This window comes from Bacillus sp. FSL L8-0654 (genome assembly GCF_038629965.1).
GTDB lineage: Bacteria > Bacillota > Bacilli > Bacillales > Bacillaceae > Bacillus > Bacillus safensis.
Window position 1 is genome coordinate 3,342,704 of record NZ_CP152026.1, and the last position, 19,233, is coordinate 3,361,936.

The window sequence follows — 19,233 nt, forward strand, 5'->3', positions numbered from 1 at the left end:
TTTTGTTCACACCATTCGCTCCTTCAAAACAAATTTATGTAAAAAATCATGATCAGAATGTTCATTCTTCTATATATACGTTTCTCTTTTACCATAAGTTTCATCTTTACATAATAAAATAGTCCGGCTTTCTTCAGCCGGACTTTCCGTTTTGAATGTATGCGCAAACAGCTCGATCTTTTCCGTTAATATCTTTGACGATGCAGACATCCGCTTTAGGAAATGCCTGCTCAAGAAGCGCTGTGACATCTTGACCTTGCGTATGTCCAATTTCAAAGACAACAACTGCCTGATCACTCAGCACGCTGGGAAGATCATGAACGAGACGCTGATAAAACCACAAGCCATCACGTCCGTCCGTCAGCGCATTCACTGGCTCATGCTTCGTCACAACCTCAGACAGACTATCCATTTCTTCCGCCGCAATATAAGGTGGATTGGAAATAAATACGTCCACTTTGATGCCTTGAGCTATAACCGGTTCAAGTAAATCTCCATGTAAAAAATGAACGTCTGCACCGAGCGCTTGTTGATTTCGTTTTGCTACCGCAAGCGCTTCTTGTGAGATATCAGTCGCTGTGACAGATAGTGATTTTTTTTCAAGAGCCAGCGTAATCGCAATGGCCCCGCTTCCTGTGCCAACGTCAACTGCTTTGAGCGGCTGATCGTGCGGGAAAACGTCACCTACCAAATGGAGCGCCGCCAAAACAACTTCTTCCGTTTCAGGACGAGGGATGAGAACATGCTTGTTCACCTCGAAAGGACGTCCGTAAAAGAATTCAACACCCGTTAAATGCTGAACAGGAACACCCGCCCTGTGCTGCGTCACAAATTTGCTGAACAGTTGATCTTGCTCCTCAGGCAGCGCATCATGAAATCGCGCAAGAAGCTCACTTCTGCTCCAGCCGAGCACATGCATCAACAGGAGTTCTGCTGCATTTTGGTCTCTGCCAGCTTCCGTTAACAAAGAAGAAGCCCATTTAAGGGCTTCGAAGATTGTTCGCTCTTTATTTTGCATCTTGAAGCTTTCTTGCTTGGTCTTCCATAATTAGTGCATCAATGACCTCGTCAAGTTTTCCTTCTAAAATTTGATCAAGCTTTTGAATCGTCAATCCGATGCGGTGGTCTGTTACACGGTTTTGCGGGAAGTTGTACGTACGGATACGCTCTGAACGATCCCCTGTTCCAACCGCAGATTTACGTGTTTGATCATATTCAGCCTGTGCTTCACGCTGGAATTTATCATAAATTCTCGCACGCAGCACTTTCATGGCTTTTTCTTTGTTTTTAATTTGTGATTTCTCATCTTGACAGGATACAACAACACCTGTTGGAAGGTGAGTTAATCGAACAGCAGACATGGTTGTATTGACACTTTGTCCGCCAGGTCCGCTTGATGCAAATGTATCCACACGGATGTCTTTTTCATGGATATCAATTTCAACTTCCTCAGCCTCAGGTAATACAGCGACTGTCGCAGTAGAAGTATGGATCCGTCCGCCTGATTCTGTTTCTGGAACACGCTGCACGCGGTGAGCACCATTTTCAAACTTTAGTTTGGAGTATGCGCCTTTCCCGCTGATCATAAAGATGATTTCTTTATAACCGCCTGTGCCAGTGACACTTGCTTCCATGACTTCCGTTTTCCAGCCTTGCATTTCAGCATAACGGCTGTACATACGGTAAAGATTTCCCGCAAAAAGAGCAGCCTCTTCTCCACCCGCTGCACCACGAACCTCCACAATAACGTTCTTATCGTCATTCGGATCTTTCGGGATTAGCAAGATTTTCAGCTCGTCTTCTAAACGTTCCGTTTCTTCTGTGAGCTCTGAAATTTCTTCTTTGACCATGTCGCGCATCTCGGCATCCAGCTTCTCTTCGAGCATTGCTTTCGCATCATTCAGCTGATCGTATGCCGCACGATATTGTCTATATACCTCAACAGTTTCTTGAATATCGGATTGTTCTTTCGAATATTCACGAAGCTTCTTAGGGTCGTTCACCACTTCAGGGTCACTTAAATATTCATTTAGCTTTTCATAGCGTTCTTCAATTGATTTTAAACGGTCTAACATGGTCTTCACCTCTGTTTTGTGCGTAACAGTCTAATTATAGTATAGCGGGGTATGACAGTCAAAAAAATTTCCAAAACAATTGATTTCCTGCAATTTTTCGCTAGAAAACACGATCTTTGGCGATTGGTTACTTGTTTTGTCTAACGTGAAGGAACAGGAACTCCTTAAAGAGAATGGTACTTGTAATTGAAAAAAGGGAGGGCATTTGGTTTGAATACAAATGAGGTTGCAAAGGAAATTGGTGTTTCTTCAAAGACGATTCAGCGCTGGGTCAAACAGCTCAACATCCCTGTCGCCCGGAATGAACTTGGACATTATGAATTTCATGAAGATATTGTACAGCTGCTCAAAGAGGTCAAACACCAAATGAGTGAAGGTGTGATCCTCCAAGATATTCAACTGCCAATCCATAAGGAAACCGTTCGTCAATCAGCACCTGCTACCGAAGCTGATATCTCTATACAGCGGATTGAAGCATTAGAAAAACAAGTGAAAGCGCTCATTCAGCAGCAATTACATGTCACTGATGTAGAAGACCGCCTGCAAGAGCTTGAACGGAAATTGGCTAAAAAAGCAGATGAAGGTGTATCGTATCAGCTGCTTCAGCACCGCAGAGAAATTGAAGACTTATCCACAAAATTTGACCGCCTCGCCGCAGCCTTGAAACAACCGTCACAAGTAGAAGAAAAAAAGGAAATCGCACACCCCGACATCAAAAAAAAGCGTGTACTCTTCCCTCTGTTTCATTCATTTCGCTAAGAAAGGCTGCCTCGTTTGGCAGCCTTTCTACTATATTATACGGTAAGTGCAATAATGATCGGTAATGTAATGAGTGACATGATGGCACTGATCACAAATGCGGATGCAGTTTCCGCCTCTTGCTTTTCAAATCGTGTTGCGATCATCGCTGCAACAGCTGAACCTGGGAAGGCAACAAGCAATACAGCTTTTGTAATTTCATCAGCCGAAAGACCCATAAGAACGGCAATGAAATACATAAGTAATGGTTGTACAGCTACTTTTAGCAATGCAATACTAAAGGCTGGCAAGCTTAATTTAATTTTGCGGATACCAACAGTGACACCGACTGCGAATAATGCCACACCTGATGTGACGCTGCCAATTTCCTCTAACATTTCATGTCCGATTGCAGGAAGTTTAAATCCTAAAAGAACAAGAATGATACTGGCTAACGGTGCAAGTGCAAGCGGCTCTGATAAACCGTGCAAAATTGCTTTTGTTGTCATTTTTAGGAAGCTTTCGCCTTCTTTGGCTTTTCCTTTTGTTTTTTCACCGACAGTTGATACAATTATTGCAATTGGATCAAGCAGTGCATTTACAACTATTCCGGTAATCGCAATCGGAATTGCAACCTCTTGAGCTCCAAATAAACTGCCCAAGACCGGAATCCCCATAAATGCAAAGGTCGGTTGTGCTGAGTTTAACGAGAAAACAGAAGAATCTGTTAAATCATATTTAAAAGCAAATTTCGTAACTAAAAGGATAATGATATAAAAACCAACGATTCCGAAAATCAATGCAACGAAAAATGGAATTTGACTATAGAATTTATCTTTTGGTGTTGACAGAATACTGGCGATAAAGTGCGCTGGTAAAGCATACTTTGTAACAAGTGTACTTACACCTTTTGCAGATTTAGCGTCATAGCTGCCGAAGTTCCCTGCGAACCAACCCAGCGCGATAACGAAAAAAATCGGTGCTAGGAGGATCAAAATATTTAAAAAGTCCATCTTACTCTTCCTCCTTAAATCCTTTACATGTTTCTTATTTATTGCGGCATTGCTTAGATTACCCGAAGCAATGCCGCGTTACACATTTTATTATGCTCTTACAATTTTTTTATATTCAGGAATCCACATTGCGTCTTTCACAGCTTGTTCGATGTTGTCAGGCGTTTTTCTTGCGACACCATCTTCAATTGCTGCTTTCGCTACTTCAACAGCCACATGAATTGACACTTCTTGCAATTTATCAATACTTGGAAGAAGACCAGCACCTGGTTTCTCATGATCAACCATTTCAGCAATTGCATTCGCAGAAGCAACGAACATGCCTTTTGTGATGATTTTTGATTCTGTTACGATTGAACCAAGACCAAGTCCAGGGAAAACGAATGCATTGTTTGATTGTCCGATTTCATGTTCAATTCCGTTATACTCAACGTTTTCGAACGGGCTTCCTGTTGCAACAAGCGCACGGCCGTCAGTCCATTTGAATAGATCCTCTGGCACAGCTTCAGCAAGCGGTGTTGGGTTAGACATTGGCATGATCACTGGACGCTCTGTATGAGCTGCCATTTCTTTAATGATTTCTTCAGTGAATGCGCCGCCTTGACCTGATGTACCAATAAGGATGGTCGGCTTCACCCTGCGAACAGTTTCAGCAAATGAGATTTGTCCTTTTTCATCGCGTGCCCAGCCTTCTACTTCATCAGAAGTACGCAGGTATGGTTTTTGGAAATCAAGCACTTCATCTTCAAATTGATCTGTTAGCAATCCTCTGTAGTCTAATGTCCAGAATGCATTGTTTGCTTCTTCTTCTGTTAGACCTTCAAGAACCATTGTGTCACGCATTTGATCTGCAATTCCGATACCAGCTGATCCAGCTCCGAAGATGACAACACGGTGATCTTTTAATTGAGTACCAGTTTTCTTGACAGCTGCAAGAACACCCGCTAAAGTAATGGCACCAGTACCTTGAATATCATCGTTGAACGTTAAGATGTTATCGTTGTATTTTTTCATGATGTTACGCGCATTTTTGTTTCCAAGGTCTTCCCAGTGAAGCAATGCTTTCGGGAAGAATTTAAGTGCTGCCTTCACATAAGCATCAATGAATTCTTCGTATTTTTCACCTTGTACACGTTTGTGATGGTTCCCAATGTATAATGGATCATTCAATAATTTTTCATTGTTTGTTCCAACATCTAATACAACTGGAATCACGCGGCTAGGATCAATACCTGCTGCAGCCGTGTAAACAGCTAATTTACCGATTGCGATGTTGATACCACCAACACCCCAGTCACCAATTCCAAGAATACTCTCAGAGTCAGTTGCAACGATGAGGTCAATATCTCCAGCAGTTGCGTGCAAGTTTTCAAATGCTTTCTCGATTCCGTCAATGTCGTCGATTGAAAGATAGACACCATGAGGTCTTCTGTATTCATGGCTGTATTCTTGAATCGCTTCACCAACAGTTGGTGTGTACACAACTGGAAGCATTTCACGAAGCTTTTCTGTTAGAAGCTTGTAGAACAATACTTCGTTACGGTTTTGCAAATCACTTAAGTATACGTTTTGACGAAGACGATCCGGCTGAGCTAGAAACTGCTTGTACGCTCTTTCCGCTTGCTGTTCTAAAGTTAGAACCGTTGGAGGAAGTAAGCCTTCTAGTCCAAGCTCTTGTCTTTCTTCTTCAGAGAAAGCAACGCCTTTGTTCAACGTTGGAATCGATAATACATCTTTACCTGTCAAAGTGGTTTCGAGGTACCCTTCTTTTGTTTTCTTCACGTTGTTCATCAAAAACTACCCTCTTTCTAAAATATAAATAAAGTGAACTATTAATCCAAAGAACGATTAAGGAGAAAAATCCTTAATCAAAAAAATTATGACAAGAAATCGAACTTTTCGTTTAAATGCTTTACACTACAGTTAGTCATTTTATGCCTGCTTATGACAAAACGCAAGCGTTGAAAATTAGATAATTTAATCGTAGTGTTATTTAATTTATTTAAGTACAAATGATGGGTGTTCAGCCAAAATCTCGAAAAACGAAACACAGCGGCATTTGCTATTTTTTTATTTGTCAAGTGTTGTACCAACATCAAGTCTTGGTACTTCATGGTGATGTCTGCATCGTGCTTCGTATGATTCCTGCGCACCTACTAAAATAATAGGATCATCATAGGATGCGGGTTTACCGTCGATCAAGCGTTGTGTTCTACTCGCTGGGGAGCCGCATACCGAACAAACTGCTTGAAGTTTTGTTACAAGCTCTGCACATGCCATTAAATGCGGAACAACACCAAATGGCTCTCCTCTGAAGTCTTGATCCAGGCCTGCAACAATGACTCGATAGCCTTGGTCAGCCAATTGAGTGACAATGTCAATGATTGTCTCATCAAAAAATTGCACCTCATCAATGCCAATGACATCGGTTCTTTCTGATATGTGCGTTATTATGTCTTTTGGTGAGGCTACTGCAATCCCATCTAATGATGAACCGTTATGTGACACAACTGAGCTTGTACTATATCGGTTATCAATCGATGGTTTGAATATTTTTACTTCTTGTTTGGCAAAGGTGGCCCTTTTGGCTCTCCGAATCAATTCTTCCGACTTTCCAGAAAACATACTGCCGCAGATGACTTCAAGCCAACCGCTTTGTTTCATCACATACATAAGGTCTTCTCCCCCGTTTTAAAGTTCCATCAATCCACGTAAAAAAACAGGCAAGAACGGATTCCTGCCTGTTTATTGTATCTATTATTACTTAAGACCGTATTTTTTGTTAAAGCGGTCAACACGTCCATCAGCAGAAGCGAATTTTTGACGGCCTGTATAGAAAGGATGGCACTCAGAGCAAATCTCGATGCGTACCTCTTCTTTTACTGATCCAGTTTCAAACTCATTTCCACAAGCGCATTTGACTGTAGCTTTTTTGTAGTTAGGATGAATTCCTGTTTTCATCTACTGTCATCTCCTTCCGCCCTGAATCCAATTCGGAAACAGAGTTAATATCTCAGAAATAAATTCTGAAACGCACATGATAAAATTATAACAGTGTGAGTCTATGATTGCAAATGTATTTTTTCAGAGAAACTATCTTCTTGATGCAGACATATTGGCTTGTTTCCATTCTTGCGTTAAAATATCGAAAAATTCTTGGTTTGTCTTTGTTTTTCTCATTTTGCGCATGAACTTCTCAGCGAAGTCAGGTGTATCTGACATCGATTTTCTCATCGCCCATAAACGATCAAGATGCTCTTTTGGCACAAGCAGTTCTTCTTTTCTCGTACCAGAACGGCGAATGTCGATCGCAGGGAAGATTCTTCTTTCGGCCAAAGAACGGTCCAAATGAAGCTCCATGTTCCCAGTTCCTTTAAACTCTTCATAAATTACGTCATCCATACGTGATCCTGTATCAACAAGTGCAGTGGCTAAAATCGTCAAGCTTCCGCCTTCTTCAATGTTACGCGCAGCACCAAAGAAGCGTTTTGGACGATGGAAAGCCGCAGGATCAATACCGCCTGAAAGCGTTCGGCCGCTTGGCGGAATCACAAGGTTGTATGCACGAGCAAGCCTTGTGATGCTGTCCATTAAGATGATGACATCTTTCTTATGTTCAACAAGACGCATAGCACGCTCTAAAACAAGCTCTGCTACTTTAATGTGGTTTTCCGGTACTTCGTCAAAGGTTGAACTAACAACATCCCCTGCAACAGAACGTTCGATATCTGTTACTTCTTCTGGGCGTTCGTCAATCAAAAGGACAATCAGCTCTGCCTCTGGGTGATTTTCAGAAATGCTGTTTGCAATTTCTTTAAGCAAAATGGTTTTCCCAGCCTTAGGCGGTGCAACGATTAAACCACGCTGTCCAAATCCAACTGGCGCCATCATGTCCATAATTCTAGTAGACAGGTGATTAGGCTGTGTTTCAAGAATCATTTGACGGTCAGGAAATAGCGGTGTGAGTGCAGGAAAGTGAACACGTTCCTTTGCTGATTCTGGATCGTCCCCATTTACCGCTTCTACATGAAGGAGGCCATAGTAGCGTTCATTCTCTTTTGGAGGTCGTACCTTTCCAGACACTTTATCTCCATTTCGTAAATCAAAGCGTCTGATTTGTGAAGCTGAAATATAAATGTCTTCAGAACTTGGGGAGTAGTTAATCGGTCTTAAGAAACCAAATCCCTCAGACTGAATAATTTCAAGAACCCCTTCCATAAATAAGAGATCCTCTTGCTCAGCGTTCGCCTTTAAGATGGCAAAAATTAATTCTTTTTTTGTTAGTTTGCTGTAATAAGAGATTTTGTATCGCTTTGCTAACTCATACAGCTCTTTTAATTTCATATTTTCCAAAGATGAAATCGATACATCTTTCAATATGGACACCACACTTTTCTAGTCAATGTATTTCTTTACAAATGCATGACCATTGTATTTGATTAGCTTTTAATTCCGTTGTTGTTGGAATGACCTCGCTCTGATGGTAACGCTCCCACTCGTTTTATCGTGAAAGATAGGAACAATGTGAAATAGAGCTTTGTCAACATAGAGAAGGATAATGAGTATATCGTCATGATGCGGCAGTATTTAAACTTGTTGAAGCTTAAAAGAAGTAAATTCGCAGAAAATTTCGCAGCACTCTTTAGTTTTACCTCATTTGCAGAGAATATTCAACTTTTAAAAGAAAATGATATACATTTGACACCTATATGAAAAGCGGGTAATGAATACCCGCTTTCAGATTACGGACGAATGACAAGATTCGGTTTTTTCTTTAAGCTGTGTCTGCCGTCTACGAAACGAACTGTACCTGATTTCGCACGCATGACAACACTATGTGTTGTTCCAACAGAGCCTTTGAATTGAACACCTTTAAGTAATTCTCCGTCCGTTACACCTGTCGCTGCAAAAATGGCGTCATCTCCTTTTACGAGATCTTCCATTCTGAGGACTTTCCCAACATCCAGCCCCATTTTCTCACAGCGTCTTAGTTCTTCTTCACTTTGAGGAAGAAGCTTACCATGAATTTCACCACCAAGTGCCTTTAACGCAACAGCAGAAAGGACACCCTCAGGCGCTCCACCTGAACCAAATAGAATATCAACACCTGTGTGATCAAATGCTGTATTAATGGCTCCTGCAACGTCACCATCGTCGATCAGTTTAATTCTTGCTCCTGCTTCTCTCAGTTCAGCAATAATTTTCTCATGTCGATCTCTGTTTAAAATCGTTGCAACCACATCTTCAATATCTTTGTTTTTTGCTTTTGCAACAGCGCGAAGATTATCAATGACAGGCGCTTCAATGTCGATGCAGCCTACCGCTTCTGGACCTACTGCGATCTTATCCATGTACATATCAGGTGCATTCAGCAGGTTGCCATGATCTGCAACTGCAATGACAGCTAAGGCATTCCAGCCGCCGCTTGCCACAATGTTTGTTCCTTCTAATGGATCAACAGCGACATCCACGCGAGGTCCATATCCGTTCCCAAGCTTTTCCCCAATATAAAGCATTGGTGCTTCGTCCATTTCTCCTTCGCCAATGACCACTGTCCCCTTCATCGGAATGGTGTCAAATACATCACGCATTGCACTTGTTGCAGCATCATCCGCTTCGTCTTTTAATCCTCTTCCCATCCAACGGGCAGATTTTAATGCTGCTGCTTCTGTCACCCGTACTAGTTCCATCGATAAACTTCTTTCCATTTTTGTCCAAATCTCCTCTCACAGTCAAAGCCTTATGAATTTTGAAGTTCTTCTATTTCTTGGTCATTCAGCTTTTCACGCCAGATGGTTGCACCCAAGCCTTCAAGCTTCTTCTCAAGCAAACTATATCCTCTGTCTATATGTTCAAGCCCTGTGATTTCGGTCACACCGTCTGCCATTAACCCTGCGACAACAAGACAAGCGCCTGCACGCAGATCACTTGCTTTGACCTTTGCTCCTTGGAGCTGCGTTTGTCCGGTAATAATAGCAGATCTTCCTTCGACCTTCATGTTTGCACCCATTCGGCGCAATTCGTCAATGTGCTTAAAGCGTGCTGAGTAGATCGTATCTGTGACCACACTCGTGCCTTTCGCTTTTGTTAACAGCGCCGTCATCGGCTGCTGAAGGTCAGTCGGAAAGCCCGGATACACAAGGGTTTTGATATCGACAGGCTTGAGTCCTTCGTTTCTGCCAACGATCAGCATCTGATCGTTGCTCGTTTCAATGGTGAACCCCATTTCTCTAAGTTTCGCCGTAATTGATTCTAAATGAGTTGGGATCACATTATCAAGTACAACTTCATCCCCCATCGCTGCACCAGCTATTAAAAATGTTCCTGCTTCGATGCGGTCAGGGATGATTGAATGCTTACAGCCATGAAGAGATTCTACACCTTCGATTCGAATGACATCGGTACCCGCACCTTTGATTTTGGCCCCCATGCTTGCAAGCAGTGTCGCTACATCAATAATTTCGGGTTCCTTTGCAGCATTTTCAATCACGGTTTTTCCTTCAGCCAGTACGGCTGCCAGCATGATGTTGATCGTCGCACCTACACTGACAACATCAAGATAAATCCGGGCTCCGACTAATTTTTCAGCACGCAAATAAATTGCACCCTGCTCGTTTGTCACCTCGGCTCCAAGTGCTTCAAAGCCTTTGATATGCTGATCGATCGGCCTAGGCCCTAAGTGGCATCCTCCTGGCAGTCCGATGACAGCCTGCTTAAATCTGCCCAGCATGGCGCCCATTAAATAATAGGATGCACGCAGTTTCTTCACTTTTCCATTAGGAAGCGGCATACTGATCATGGAAACAGGATTAACAACCATTTCACCTTTTTCAAAAGTGACCTTTCCGCCAATTTCTTCTAACAGATCCCGTAATGTGTCGATATCTGATATATGCGGAAGGCCTTCAATGGTTACTGGAGAATCAGCGAGAATCGTGGCAGGAATCAGTGCCACAGCACTATTTTTCGCACCACTAATATGTACGGTCCCGCGCAAGGGATCACCGCCGGCAATGTTTAACTTTTCCATATTTGTCTCCCTTCTTAAAGAAGATCACTGTTGGAGTTATACTGTTTGTGGATGTCGCGCTTTAAAAGGTCTTGTCCAAAATTTAGCCAATATCAAGAGAAAGAATACAGGTTAAACGAAATTTGTCGGAAGAAAAATAATCGAAGCTTTGCGAGGCTGTGATGTTCTCTTCTTTGCACAAAACATTTCTTAGCGTTTATAAGGAAAACTGGGGCAAACGAGAGACGATCCCGCCTGCCACAATCATTTATTTATTCCAGTCTGCTAAAAATTGCTCAATGCCTGCATCCGTTAATGGATGTTTCGTCAGCTGCTTGATGACTTTCAGCGGCATTGTGCCGATATGAGCACCTCTAAGCGCAGCTTCTGTCACATGCTGCGGATGACGAATAGATGCAGCAATGATTTGTGTATCTAATCCATGAACATCAAAAATAGTTTTCACTTCACTGATGAGATCAAGACCATTTTGGCCAATGTCATCTAAGCGGCCAAGGAATGGAGAAACATACGTCGCACCAGCTCTAGCTGCAAGAAGTGCCTGGTTTGCACTAAAAATCAATGTGACGTTTGTTTTAATTCCAAGGTCTGTTAATGCTTTGACAGCTTTAAGGCCATCTGTAGTCATTGGAATTTTGACCGTAATATTTGGTGCGATGGCAGCAAGCTCTTTTCCTTCTTCAATCATTTCCTCTGCTTTTAGGGAAATCACTTCTGCACTGACAGAACCTGATACCACGTCAGTGATTTCGCGAAGGCGGTCGTGGAATGATACGTCCTTTTCTTTCGCTACTAAACTAGGGTTTGTTGTGACGCCTGCTAAAATGCCAAGCTCGTGCGCCTCTTTGATGTCCTCAATATTCGCTGTATCTACGAAAAATAACATAACTGTGCCACTCTCCTATCAATAAATTGTCTGAAATGTAAATTTGATTGCGCTTTCTCAAGATATGGAGAAAACCGCCTGTGACTCAGGCGGCTTTCGGTTCTCATCAAATTATGCTTGGTTAGAAGAACCAAATTCGCGCATTTTGCCGATAACAGTCGCTTTAATTGCGTCACGAGCTGGTCCAAGATATTTACGTGGATCATACTCTTCTGTTTTTGCAGCAAGTGTTTCGCGTACTGCTTTCGCAGAAGCAATTTGGTTTTCAGTGTTTACATTGATTTTTGCTGTACCAAGTGAAATTGCACGCTTGATGTCAGCAGTTGGGATACCTGTTCCGCCGTGAAGAACAAGTGGAAGACCAGTTGTTTTACCGATTTCTTCCATTTCAGCGAAACCAAGGTTTGGTTCACCTTTGTACGGACCATGTACTGAACCTAATGCAGGTGCAAGGCAGTCAATACCAGTGCGTTCTACAAGCTCTTGGCACTCTTTTGGATCAGCATAAATAACGCCTTCAGCGATGACGTCATCTTCTTGCCCACCAACAGTTCCAAGTTCAGCTTCTACAGACACACCATGGAAATGTGCAAGTTCAACGACTTTCGCAGTTGTTTCCACATTCTCATCGAATGGGTGGTGAGAAGCATCGATCATGACAGAAGTAAATCCTGCATGAATCGCTTTTGCACAAGATTCAAAGCTTGAACCGTGATCTAAATGAATCGCAACAGGAACTGTTACATTATATTCTTCGATTAACGCTTTAACCATTGCGACAACTGTTTTGAAGCCGCCCATGTAGCGTCCTGCTCCTTCAGATACTCCTAAGATAACAGGAGATTTCTCTTCTTCAGCAGCTTGTAAAATCGCTTGCGTGAATTCTAAGTTATTTAAGTTAAACTGTCCAACAGCGTAACCTTTTTCCTTTGCGTCTTTCAACATTTCTGTCATTGAAACTAAAGGCATGATGAAAAATCCTCCCTATGTAGCTAATTTGCTTGCTAAAAAAAGCTCTCCACCCTAGCATGACCAGAATTTCTCGCCATATGTAAACTTTCAAAGTCAGATCGCTTTCTTCTTCCTTTCTAGGATACCAATTATTCGACAAATCGGCAACAGAATGACTCGATTCAATCATTTCCATCTAGCCATTTGTTTCAAGCGGCAGGTATTCTTTGACAGCATCTCGGATTTCATCAATATCAAAAGGTTTAGCGAAGTGCGTCAATGCACCGAGTTCTTTGGATTCTTGGATCATATCTAATTCGCCATAGGCTGTCATAATAATGACACGGATGTCTTCATCAATTAATTTCATCCGTTTTAAAATTTCGATACCATCCATTCCGGGGATTTTCATATCAAGCAGGACAAGGTTCGGTCTATGGTTTTTCACAATATCTAATGCCTGTAGTCCATTGGCAGCTTGGAAGGTTTGATAGCCTTCTTTATGAAACACTTCATTCAATAATATTCTAATACCGTACTGATCATCGACAATTAAAATTTTCTCATTCATCTGTTACACCCCATTGCTTTCATTTTTCGCCATAAAAAGAGCTGTTGTTAAATAATTCTGTTTGATTTTCACATTTCCTTTAATTATAATAGTTTACTTTACGACATTTTCTGAGCATTTTTCCTAATATTCTCTTTATATTCTATTATAAAATGATCTGACCGAAGGAGGAAATGAGTCTTGTTAAAAATTTTTACGACCCAGTTATCAGGTATTTTTTCACGTATTGGAGAAAAACAGGCTGAAGCGATTGAGGACGGTGCACGCCTTCTTGCACAGGCTGTTGTCAGTGGACATGCCGTTTATTTTCACGGAAAGAATGAACTGGCTGCTGTCGCCCTAGAAGCATCTGAAAGCAAGGAGCCGTTTCCAGGTGCAAAGGTGCTGCCGCTCGATCAAAAGGAGCGCAGCTTACTTCATCCAAGTGACAGGGTGCTGCTATTTTATTCAGACCCAGAAGATCAAGAAATTCAATCTCTTGCAAAAGAACTGCACGAACAAGGTACGCCCGTTGTTGGTGTAGGGCCGGCACAAAAGGAGCCGTCTACGATTGAAGAGCATTGTGATGTCCACATTGATTTCCAGCTCAAGAAACCGCTTGTGCCCGCTGAAGATGGGACAAGGTTTGGTTATCCTGCTTTAATGACCTGCTTATACGTCTACCACGCTCTATCGTTTACTGTGAAGGAAATCGTCGAGGAATATGAATAAAAAAACTGCCGAGAAGTGATATTCCCGGCAGTTTTTTGTTTTATTTTGATTCAGATGCTTGAAGTGAAGCACCAACGAAATCTCTAAATAATGGCTGTGGTCTTGTCGGTCTTGAAACGAATTCTGGGTGGAACTGAGAAGCAAGGAACCAAGGGTGATCCTTCAGCTCGATAATTTCAACAAGACGTCCATCTGGGCTTGTACCAGAGAAGACAAAGCCTGCTGCTTCCATTTGCTGTCTGTATTCGTTATTAAACTCGTAGCGATGGCGGTGGCGTTCGTAGACCACTTCGTCATTGTATGCAGCAAATGCTTTCGAGTCTTCATTTAATTTACAAGGGTATAGACCGAGACGAAGTGTTCCGCCTAGATCATCTACATCCTTCTGTTCTGGAAGAAGGTCAATGATTGGGAATGCTGTTTCAGGATCAATTTCCGCTGAATGAGCTCCCTCAAGGCCTAATACGTTTCTCGCGTATTCGATAGATGCCACTTGCATTCCTAAGCAGATTCCGAAGAATGGCACTTTGTTTTCACGGGCATATTGTGTAGCAATGATTTTCCCTTCTACTCCGCGGTCTCCGAAGCCTCCAGGAACAATAATGCCGTCCACATCTTGTACGAAATCAGCGATATTCTCTGCTGTCACTTCTTCTGCATTGATCCATTTAATTTGAACATCTGCATCAAACGCATAACCAGCATGACGAAGTGATTCAACGACAGAAATATAAGCATCTTGCAGCTCAACATACTTCCCTACAAGACCAATTGTGACTTGTTTCGAAAGGTTTTGCACTTTATCAACAAGCGCTGTCCACTCCGTCATGTCCGCATCTTGGCAGTCAAGTTTCATATGTTCACATACTAGCTTGTCCAGCCCTTGTTTTTGTAAATCAAGCGGAATGGAGTATAGCGTGTCTGCATCCTGACATTCGATAACAGCTTTTGTATCAATATCACAAAATAGCGCAATCTTGTCCTTCATATCTTGTGCCAATGGCATTTCCGTTCTGACCACAATGACATTTGGCTGAATACCAAGACTGCGAAGTTCTTTCACACTATGCTGTGTTGGTTTTGTTTTCAATTCACCTGCTGCACGGATGTAAGGAACAAGGGTACAATGAATGTACATCACGTTTTCACGGCCGATGTCACTCTTCATTTGACGAATGGCTTCAAGGAATGGAAGGGATTCGATATCTCCTACTGTTCCGCCGATTTCTGTAATGACCACATCTGCACCCGTTTCTTTTCCGGCACGGTACACGCGGTCTTTGATTTCATTTGTAATGTGGGGAATGACCTGTACTGTTCCACCTAAGTAGTCACCGCGGCGCTCTTTCTTCAGAACAGTAGAGTAGATTTTACCAGTTGTGACGTTGCTGTACTTATTTAAGTTAATATCAATGAAACGCTCGTAGTGACCTAAGTCAAGGTCTGTTTCAGCACCATCATCTGTGACAAAAACTTCACCGTGCTGGTATGGGCTCATTGTCCCTGGGTCTACGTTGATGTATGGATCGAATTTTTGAATGGTGACATCCATCCCTCTATTTTTCAGAAGGCGGCCTAACGATGCAGCCGTGATTCCTTTTCCAAGTGAGGAAACAACTCCTCCTGTTACAAAAATATACTTTGTCATTTCGTATGCTCCTCTCTTTTTTACCCTTGCATGTCTAGACATGCACAGCTTCATCCTTTTTAGAGTGTATCCCTAAATCTCTTGAAAAATAAGAAAGCTCCCTTTCAAATAAATGAAAGGGAGCGTAAATGAACGTATCTTTACGTACTCTTTTTTAGAGAGCCCAAAATACATACTACATAGTTCGCTCTCGAAAGTCAAGACGGTTTTGTCCTGTTTTGAAGACCGGTTTGAGAGGGTTATTTGTCTTCCTCATCATCGTCTAAATCGTCTTCATCAATCTCCGTTAAGCCGTCATCATCTTCATCGTCATCTTCGTCGAAGTCTTCAAGATCTTCTTCAATTTCTTCATCATCGTCTAGGTCGAGATCATCGTCGTCTTCAACAAGGTCAAGGTCTTCTTCAAGCTCGTCGATTTCTTCTTCCTCTTCGATCTCATCGAAGTCGTCTTCAACGACAGCTGCTTTTGATTTTTTCTTTTTCGCTTTTGTTTTCACAGCTGGCTGAACTTCTTCTTCGATTTGATCAACTGGATACCAGCTGCGAAGTCCCCATCTCTGATCACCTAACGAAATAAAGCGGCCATCTATATTTAAGTCTGTATAAAATTGAGCAAGTCGATCATCAAGATCGGATTTTTGTATTCCTTGCAAACGGATAATTTCATCTATTAACTCGGAAAACGTAATTGGTGTTTTGCTGTCTCTGAAAATTTCATAAGCAAGTTCAACTAAAGACATTTGTTTGAGCTGTTCCTGTGAGTATTCTTTCAAACTCAAGGTCAGACACTCCCTTTCTATTACATGTATGTATCCATTTATCAGTGAAATAATAAGTATTTATACCTTATTCTTACGACAAACCATACCTCTCATTATAAACAAATTGGGGGAGTTTATGCCACCTTTATTGATGTTAATTTTTGATTTTTCTCACGGGGAGCACCTAGAGTGGGTACGGCATGCTTTTTGTCGTTCAGTTTTTTCTCGTCTGTTTTAAAATGGGATGTTCTGAATGAGTGAGACAACGACAGGAATCGTGAATAACATTCCAGCAGACATGAGTACGATTAGTTTTCTCCGGCTGTTTTCTTTTTCTTCCTGCTTTTTTGGAGATTTCGAAAGCTCCGCGGACACCATGATCCAGATCACCATCGTGACGATTGCCAAAATGCCCATAAATGTTGAGTTCATCATCATAACCTCCATATTGATATTTTCCCTAATTTTAACATAACATGATGATATGGATGAACATTAACAATACGCTTACGTTTGAAAACTGCATGACGAACGAAAACAGACCGCCTCACGTTCAGGCGGTCTATGCTTGTTTTCTACATATCTAGCAGTTTCCTTGAGATGACCAGGCGCTGGATTTCCTGAGTTCCTTCATAAATTTGAGTGATTTTCGCATCACGCATGTATCGTTCGACTGGGTAATCCTTTGTGTAGCCGTACCCGCCGAAGATTTGAACCGCCTCTGTCGTCACCTTCATCGCTGTATCACCAGCAAAGAGCTTGGACATGGCTGATTCCTTCCCATACGGGAGGCCTTTCGTTTCGAGCCATGCCGCCTGGTAAGTAAGCAGCCTTGATGCTTCAATCGCTGTGGCCATATCAGCCAGTTTAAAGGCGATCCCTTGCTGCTGAATGATTGGTTTGCCAAATTGTTTACGCTCCTTGGCATAATCAACCGCCACATCAAGAGCACCTTGCGCAATCCCAACCGCCTGTGCAGCAATGCCGTTTCTGCCGCCATCGAGTGTCATCATGGCTATTTTGAACCCTTCTCCTTCTAGACCGAGCCGGTTCCTTTCATGAATTCGGCAATCTTCAAATCGAATTTCAGTTGTTGGCGATGAACGTATGCCCAGTTTGCTTTCCTTTTTGCCAACAGAAAAACCAGGTGTCTCTTTTTCTACAATAAAAGCAGTTGTATTTCGAGACGAAGCTTCTTGGTCTGTGACGGCAAACACAATATAATAATCTGCAATGCCTCCATTTGTAATAAAAATTTTCGCCCCGTTCAGGACGTATTCACTGCCTGCCTTTACGGCCGTTGTCTTCATTCCGCCGGCATCTGAACCAGAACCGCTCTCGGTGAGCGCGTATGCTCCTATCTTCTGCCCTTTTGCAAGCGGCTTTAAGTATTTCTCTTTTTGTTCCTTTGTTCCGAATGTATAGATTGGCCATGAAGCAAGAGATGTATGAGCGGACAGGGTGACGCCTGTAGAGGCGCACACTCTTGAAAGCTCCTCAACTGCTATGACGTAGGCTAAATAGTCACTGCCAATTCCGCCCACGTCTTCCGGCCAAGGGATACCCGTTAAACCTAGCTCCGCCATTTTGCGGAAAATAGATGGATCATATGTCTCTGTTTCGTCTCGTTCTGCTGCTGTTGGCTCCACTTCATTTTTCGCAAAGTCTCTCACCATTTTTTGAATCATTTCATGTTCATCACTTAATTGGAACTGCATCGTGAGCCACCTCGTTTCATATTAGCTGTTTACAGATGACCAGCCTTTGAATTTCACTTGTTCCTTCATAGATTTCACAAATTTTCGCATCACGAAAGTAACGTTCTGCTTGATAGCGATTCGTATAACCATCCATGCCTAGCAAATGGATCGCTTCTGTACTGATCTCCACCGCCGTTTTTGACGCAAATAGCTTTGCCATTGATGCTTCCTTTGTGACCGGTCGATTTGCCTCTTTGAAAGAAGCCGCTTGATAGACGAGCAGTTTGGCTGCCTCAAGCTTCGCCGCCAAATCGCCCAGCCGAATGGTTGTTTCAAGACCTGCTGGATGCTGCTTTAAATAGACCACTGCCTCGGTTAATGCGGCTTCTGCAATGCCAAGGCTTTGAGCCGCAATTCCGATTCTCCCTGCATTTAAGCTGGACATGGCAATTTGAAAGCCCTCTCCTTCTGCACCGAGCAGCTGATCTTTTGGAATCCGCACGCCATCAAAATGAAGCGTGACTGTTTTTGAACCGTGCAGTCCCATCTTTTTCTCATCTTTTCCAATCGTAAATCCCGGCGTATCTTTCTCGACAATGAACGCCGATATATTTTTTCTCACAGAAGCCGGATCGGTCACCGCAAAGACAAGATACAGTTCTGCTTCTCCGCCGCTTGTGATAAAGATTTTCGTCCCATTTAATACATAATCGCCGCCCATCCGCTCTGCTCTTAACTGAATACTGGAGGCATCTGATCCAGCCTTTGGTTCAGTCAGACAAAAGGCGCCCAGCTTCTTCCCGGATGCAAGCGGCGGGACATAAGTTTCTTTTTGTTCCTTCGTTCCAAAAGTCAAAATAGGCATCGTCACAACAGATGTATGAACGGACACAATGACACCGATGGTCGCACTCACTTTCGACAATTCATGGATTGCAATGATATACGTTGTAAAATCTGCTCCTAAGCCTTGATACGAAGCTGGTATTGGAATCCCTAGATAGCCTTGCCGCCCCATTTCACTTAAAAGGGTGTTTGGAAACCGGCCTTGTTCCATGGCTTCTACTTCAGGGAATATACGCTGGCGTGCAAATTCTGCTGTCTGTTCTCTCCAGAGACGCTGTTGATCCGTAAGCAAAACATCCATCT

Annotated in this window: 19 protein-coding genes; 2 read left to right on the forward strand and 17 right to left on the reverse strand. The window is 42.6% G+C overall.

The genetic code is table 11. The annotated features are described in order from the left end of the window. Window positions 1–133: 133 nt before the first annotated feature. Together prmC and prfA are read right to left on the reverse strand one after the other, a co-directional pair. The gene (prmC, locus tag MHH65_RS17290; RefSeq protein WP_268412523.1) at window positions 134–1,018 is read right to left on the reverse strand and encodes a peptide chain release factor N(5)-glutamine methyltransferase; all 885 of its coding nucleotides are present in this window, start codon (window positions 1,016–1,018) and stop codon (window positions 134–136) included. Beyond that, on the reverse strand, window positions 1,008–2,075 hold the full coding sequence (prfA, locus tag MHH65_RS17295; RefSeq protein WP_024423741.1) for a peptide chain release factor 1: 1,068 nt from the start codon (window positions 2,073–2,075) through the stop codon (window positions 1,008–1,010). The genes prmC and prfA overlap by 11 nt, the downstream gene beginning before the upstream one ends. Before the next feature lie 210 nt (window positions 2,076–2,285). Here prfA and racA point away from each other — a divergent pair, with 210 nt between their 5' ends. Then, window positions 2,286–2,834 carry a chromosome-anchoring protein RacA gene (racA, locus tag MHH65_RS17300; protein WP_163114767.1) on the forward strand — a complete coding sequence of 183 codons (549 nt, stop codon included), beginning with the start codon at window positions 2,286–2,288 and terminating at the stop codon, window positions 2,832–2,834. A 35-nt stretch (window positions 2,835–2,869) separates the two neighbouring features. Here racA and MHH65_RS17305 read toward each other — a convergent pair whose 3' ends face one another. The 10 genes from MHH65_RS17305 to MHH65_RS17350 all read right to left on the reverse strand — a co-directional run bounded on the left by MHH65_RS17305 (window position 2,870) and on the right by MHH65_RS17350 (window position 13,264). Then, window positions 2,870–3,826, reverse strand: a complete 957-nt coding sequence (locus MHH65_RS17305) for an AEC family transporter (RefSeq protein ID WP_024423743.1) — start codon at window positions 3,824–3,826, stop codon at window positions 2,870–2,872. A gap of 90 nt (window positions 3,827–3,916) precedes the next feature. Further along, on the reverse strand, window positions 3,917–5,617 hold the full coding sequence (malS, locus tag MHH65_RS17310; protein WP_024423744.1) for an oxaloacetate-decarboxylating malate dehydrogenase: 1,701 nt from the start codon (window positions 5,615–5,617) through the stop codon (window positions 3,917–3,919). Between the two features lie 279 nt (window positions 5,618–5,896). After that, window positions 5,897–6,499 carry a thymidine kinase gene (locus MHH65_RS17315; protein ID WP_024426350.1) on the reverse strand — a complete coding sequence of 201 codons (603 nt, stop codon included), beginning with the start codon at window positions 6,497–6,499 and terminating at the stop codon, window positions 5,897–5,899. 87 nt (window positions 6,500–6,586) lie between these two features. Continuing rightward, the gene (gene rpmE / locus MHH65_RS17320) at window positions 6,587–6,787 is read right to left on the reverse strand and encodes a 50S ribosomal protein L31 (RefSeq protein ID WP_003215407.1); all 201 of its coding nucleotides are present in this window, start codon (window positions 6,785–6,787) and stop codon (window positions 6,587–6,589) included. 132 nt (window positions 6,788–6,919) lie between these two features. Next, window positions 6,920–8,203 carry a transcription termination factor Rho gene (rho, locus tag MHH65_RS17325; RefSeq protein ID WP_008354975.1) on the reverse strand — a complete coding sequence of 428 codons (1,284 nt, stop codon included), beginning with the start codon at window positions 8,201–8,203 and terminating at the stop codon, window positions 6,920–6,922. 365 nt (window positions 8,204–8,568) lie between these two features. After that, window positions 8,569–9,534 (reverse strand): class II fructose-bisphosphatase, encoded by a 966-nt coding sequence (gene glpX / locus MHH65_RS17330; RefSeq protein ID WP_012011567.1) that lies wholly within the window; start codon window positions 9,532–9,534, stop codon window positions 8,569–8,571. Between the two features lie 32 nt (window positions 9,535–9,566). After that, window positions 9,567–10,856 (reverse strand): UDP-N-acetylglucosamine 1-carboxyvinyltransferase, encoded by a 1,290-nt coding sequence (locus MHH65_RS17335; protein WP_024423746.1) that lies wholly within the window; start codon window positions 10,854–10,856, stop codon window positions 9,567–9,569. 247 nt (window positions 10,857–11,103) lie between these two features. Continuing rightward, complete coding sequence (gene fsa, locus MHH65_RS17340; RefSeq protein ID WP_024426351.1) at window positions 11,104–11,742, reverse strand: fructose-6-phosphate aldolase; 639 nt, start codon at window positions 11,740–11,742, stop codon at window positions 11,104–11,106. Window positions 11,743–11,853: 111 nt separating this feature from the next. Further along, the gene (locus tag MHH65_RS17345; protein WP_024423748.1) at window positions 11,854–12,711 is read right to left on the reverse strand and encodes a class II fructose-bisphosphate aldolase; all 858 of its coding nucleotides are present in this window, start codon (window positions 12,709–12,711) and stop codon (window positions 11,854–11,856) included. A 178-nt stretch (window positions 12,712–12,889) separates the two neighbouring features. Next, complete coding sequence (locus MHH65_RS17350) at window positions 12,890–13,264, reverse strand: response regulator (protein WP_003214681.1); 375 nt, start codon at window positions 13,262–13,264, stop codon at window positions 12,890–12,892. A gap of 180 nt (window positions 13,265–13,444) precedes the next feature. Between MHH65_RS17350 and MHH65_RS17355 the strand changes: the two genes are divergently transcribed. Then, on the forward strand, window positions 13,445–13,975 hold the full coding sequence (locus tag MHH65_RS17355) for a DUF2529 domain-containing protein (RefSeq protein ID WP_046312941.1): 531 nt from the start codon (window positions 13,445–13,447) through the stop codon (window positions 13,973–13,975). 40 nt (window positions 13,976–14,015) lie between these two features. Here the strand turns inward: MHH65_RS17355 and pyrG are convergent, their stop codons facing one another. The 5 genes from pyrG to MHH65_RS17380 all read right to left on the reverse strand — a co-directional run bounded on the left by pyrG (window position 14,016) and on the right by MHH65_RS17380 (window position 19,231). Beyond that, on the reverse strand, window positions 14,016–15,623 hold the full coding sequence (pyrG, locus tag MHH65_RS17360) for a CTP synthase (glutamine hydrolyzing) (protein ID WP_034281230.1): 1,608 nt from the start codon (window positions 15,621–15,623) through the stop codon (window positions 14,016–14,018). Window positions 15,624–15,862: 239 nt separating this feature from the next. Next, on the reverse strand, window positions 15,863–16,402 hold the full coding sequence (rpoE, locus tag MHH65_RS17365) for a DNA-directed RNA polymerase subunit delta (RefSeq protein ID WP_034281231.1): 540 nt from the start codon (window positions 16,400–16,402) through the stop codon (window positions 15,863–15,865). 216 nt (window positions 16,403–16,618) lie between these two features. Continuing rightward, complete coding sequence (locus MHH65_RS17370) at window positions 16,619–16,816, reverse strand: hypothetical protein (RefSeq protein WP_034281233.1); 198 nt, start codon at window positions 16,814–16,816, stop codon at window positions 16,619–16,621. Between the two features lie 143 nt (window positions 16,817–16,959). Continuing rightward, window positions 16,960–18,102 carry an acyl-CoA dehydrogenase gene (locus MHH65_RS17375; RefSeq protein ID WP_061110195.1) on the reverse strand — a complete coding sequence of 381 codons (1,143 nt, stop codon included), beginning with the start codon at window positions 18,100–18,102 and terminating at the stop codon, window positions 16,960–16,962. Window positions 18,103–18,118: 16 nt separating this feature from the next. Further along, window positions 18,119–19,231 (reverse strand): acyl-CoA dehydrogenase family protein, encoded by a 1,113-nt coding sequence (locus tag MHH65_RS17380; protein WP_061110196.1) that lies wholly within the window; start codon window positions 19,229–19,231, stop codon window positions 18,119–18,121. Window positions 19,232–19,233 lie beyond the last annotated feature (2 nt).

What these genes read in the sequence shown, in the direction of transcription:
- prmC (WP_268412523.1), bottom strand. Translation starts at nt 1,018, where the DNA reads ATGCAAAATAAAGAGCGAACAATCTTCGAAGCCCTTAAATGGGCTTCT.
- MHH65_RS17350 (WP_003214681.1), bottom strand. Translation starts at nt 13,264, where the DNA reads ATGAATGAGAAAATTTTAATTGTCGATGATCAGTACGGTATTAGAATA.
- rpmE (WP_003215407.1), bottom strand. Translation starts at nt 6,787, where the DNA reads ATGAAAACAGGAATTCATCCTAACTACAAAAAAGCTACAGTCAAATGC.
- fsa (WP_024426351.1), bottom strand. Translation starts at nt 11,742, where the DNA reads ATGTTATTTTTCGTAGATACAGCGAATATTGAGGACATCAAAGAGGCG.
- MHH65_RS17305 (WP_024423743.1), bottom strand. Translation starts at nt 3,826, where the DNA reads ATGGACTTTTTAAATATTTTGATCCTCCTAGCACCGATTTTTTTCGTT.
- MHH65_RS17370 (WP_034281233.1), bottom strand. Translation starts at nt 16,816, where the DNA reads ATGAACTCAACATTTATGGGCATTTTGGCAATCGTCACGATGGTGATC.
- MHH65_RS17380 (WP_061110196.1), bottom strand. Translation starts at nt 19,231, where the DNA reads ATGGATGTTTTGCTTACGGATCAACAGCGTCTCTGGAGAGAACAGACA.
- MHH65_RS17345 (WP_024423748.1), bottom strand. Translation starts at nt 12,711, where the DNA reads ATGCCTTTAGTTTCAATGACAGAAATGTTGAAAGACGCAAAGGAAAAA.
- glpX (WP_012011567.1), bottom strand. Translation starts at nt 9,534, where the DNA reads ATGGAAAGAAGTTTATCGATGGAACTAGTACGGGTGACAGAAGCAGCA.
- prfA (WP_024423741.1), bottom strand. Translation starts at nt 2,075, where the DNA reads ATGTTAGACCGTTTAAAATCAATTGAAGAACGCTATGAAAAGCTAAAT.
- MHH65_RS17335 (WP_024423746.1), bottom strand. Translation starts at nt 10,856, where the DNA reads ATGGAAAAGTTAAACATTGCCGGCGGTGATCCCTTGCGCGGGACCGTA.
- malS (WP_024423744.1), bottom strand. Translation starts at nt 5,617, where the DNA reads ATGAACAACGTGAAGAAAACAAAAGAAGGGTACCTCGAAACCACTTTG.
- pyrG (WP_034281230.1), bottom strand. Translation starts at nt 15,623, where the DNA reads ATGACAAAGTATATTTTTGTAACAGGAGGAGTTGTTTCCTCACTTGGA.
- MHH65_RS17315 (WP_024426350.1), bottom strand. Translation starts at nt 6,499, where the DNA reads ATGTATGTGATGAAACAAAGCGGTTGGCTTGAAGTCATCTGCGGCAGT.
- MHH65_RS17375 (WP_061110195.1), bottom strand. Translation starts at nt 18,102, where the DNA reads ATGCAGTTCCAATTAAGTGATGAACATGAAATGATTCAAAAAATGGTG.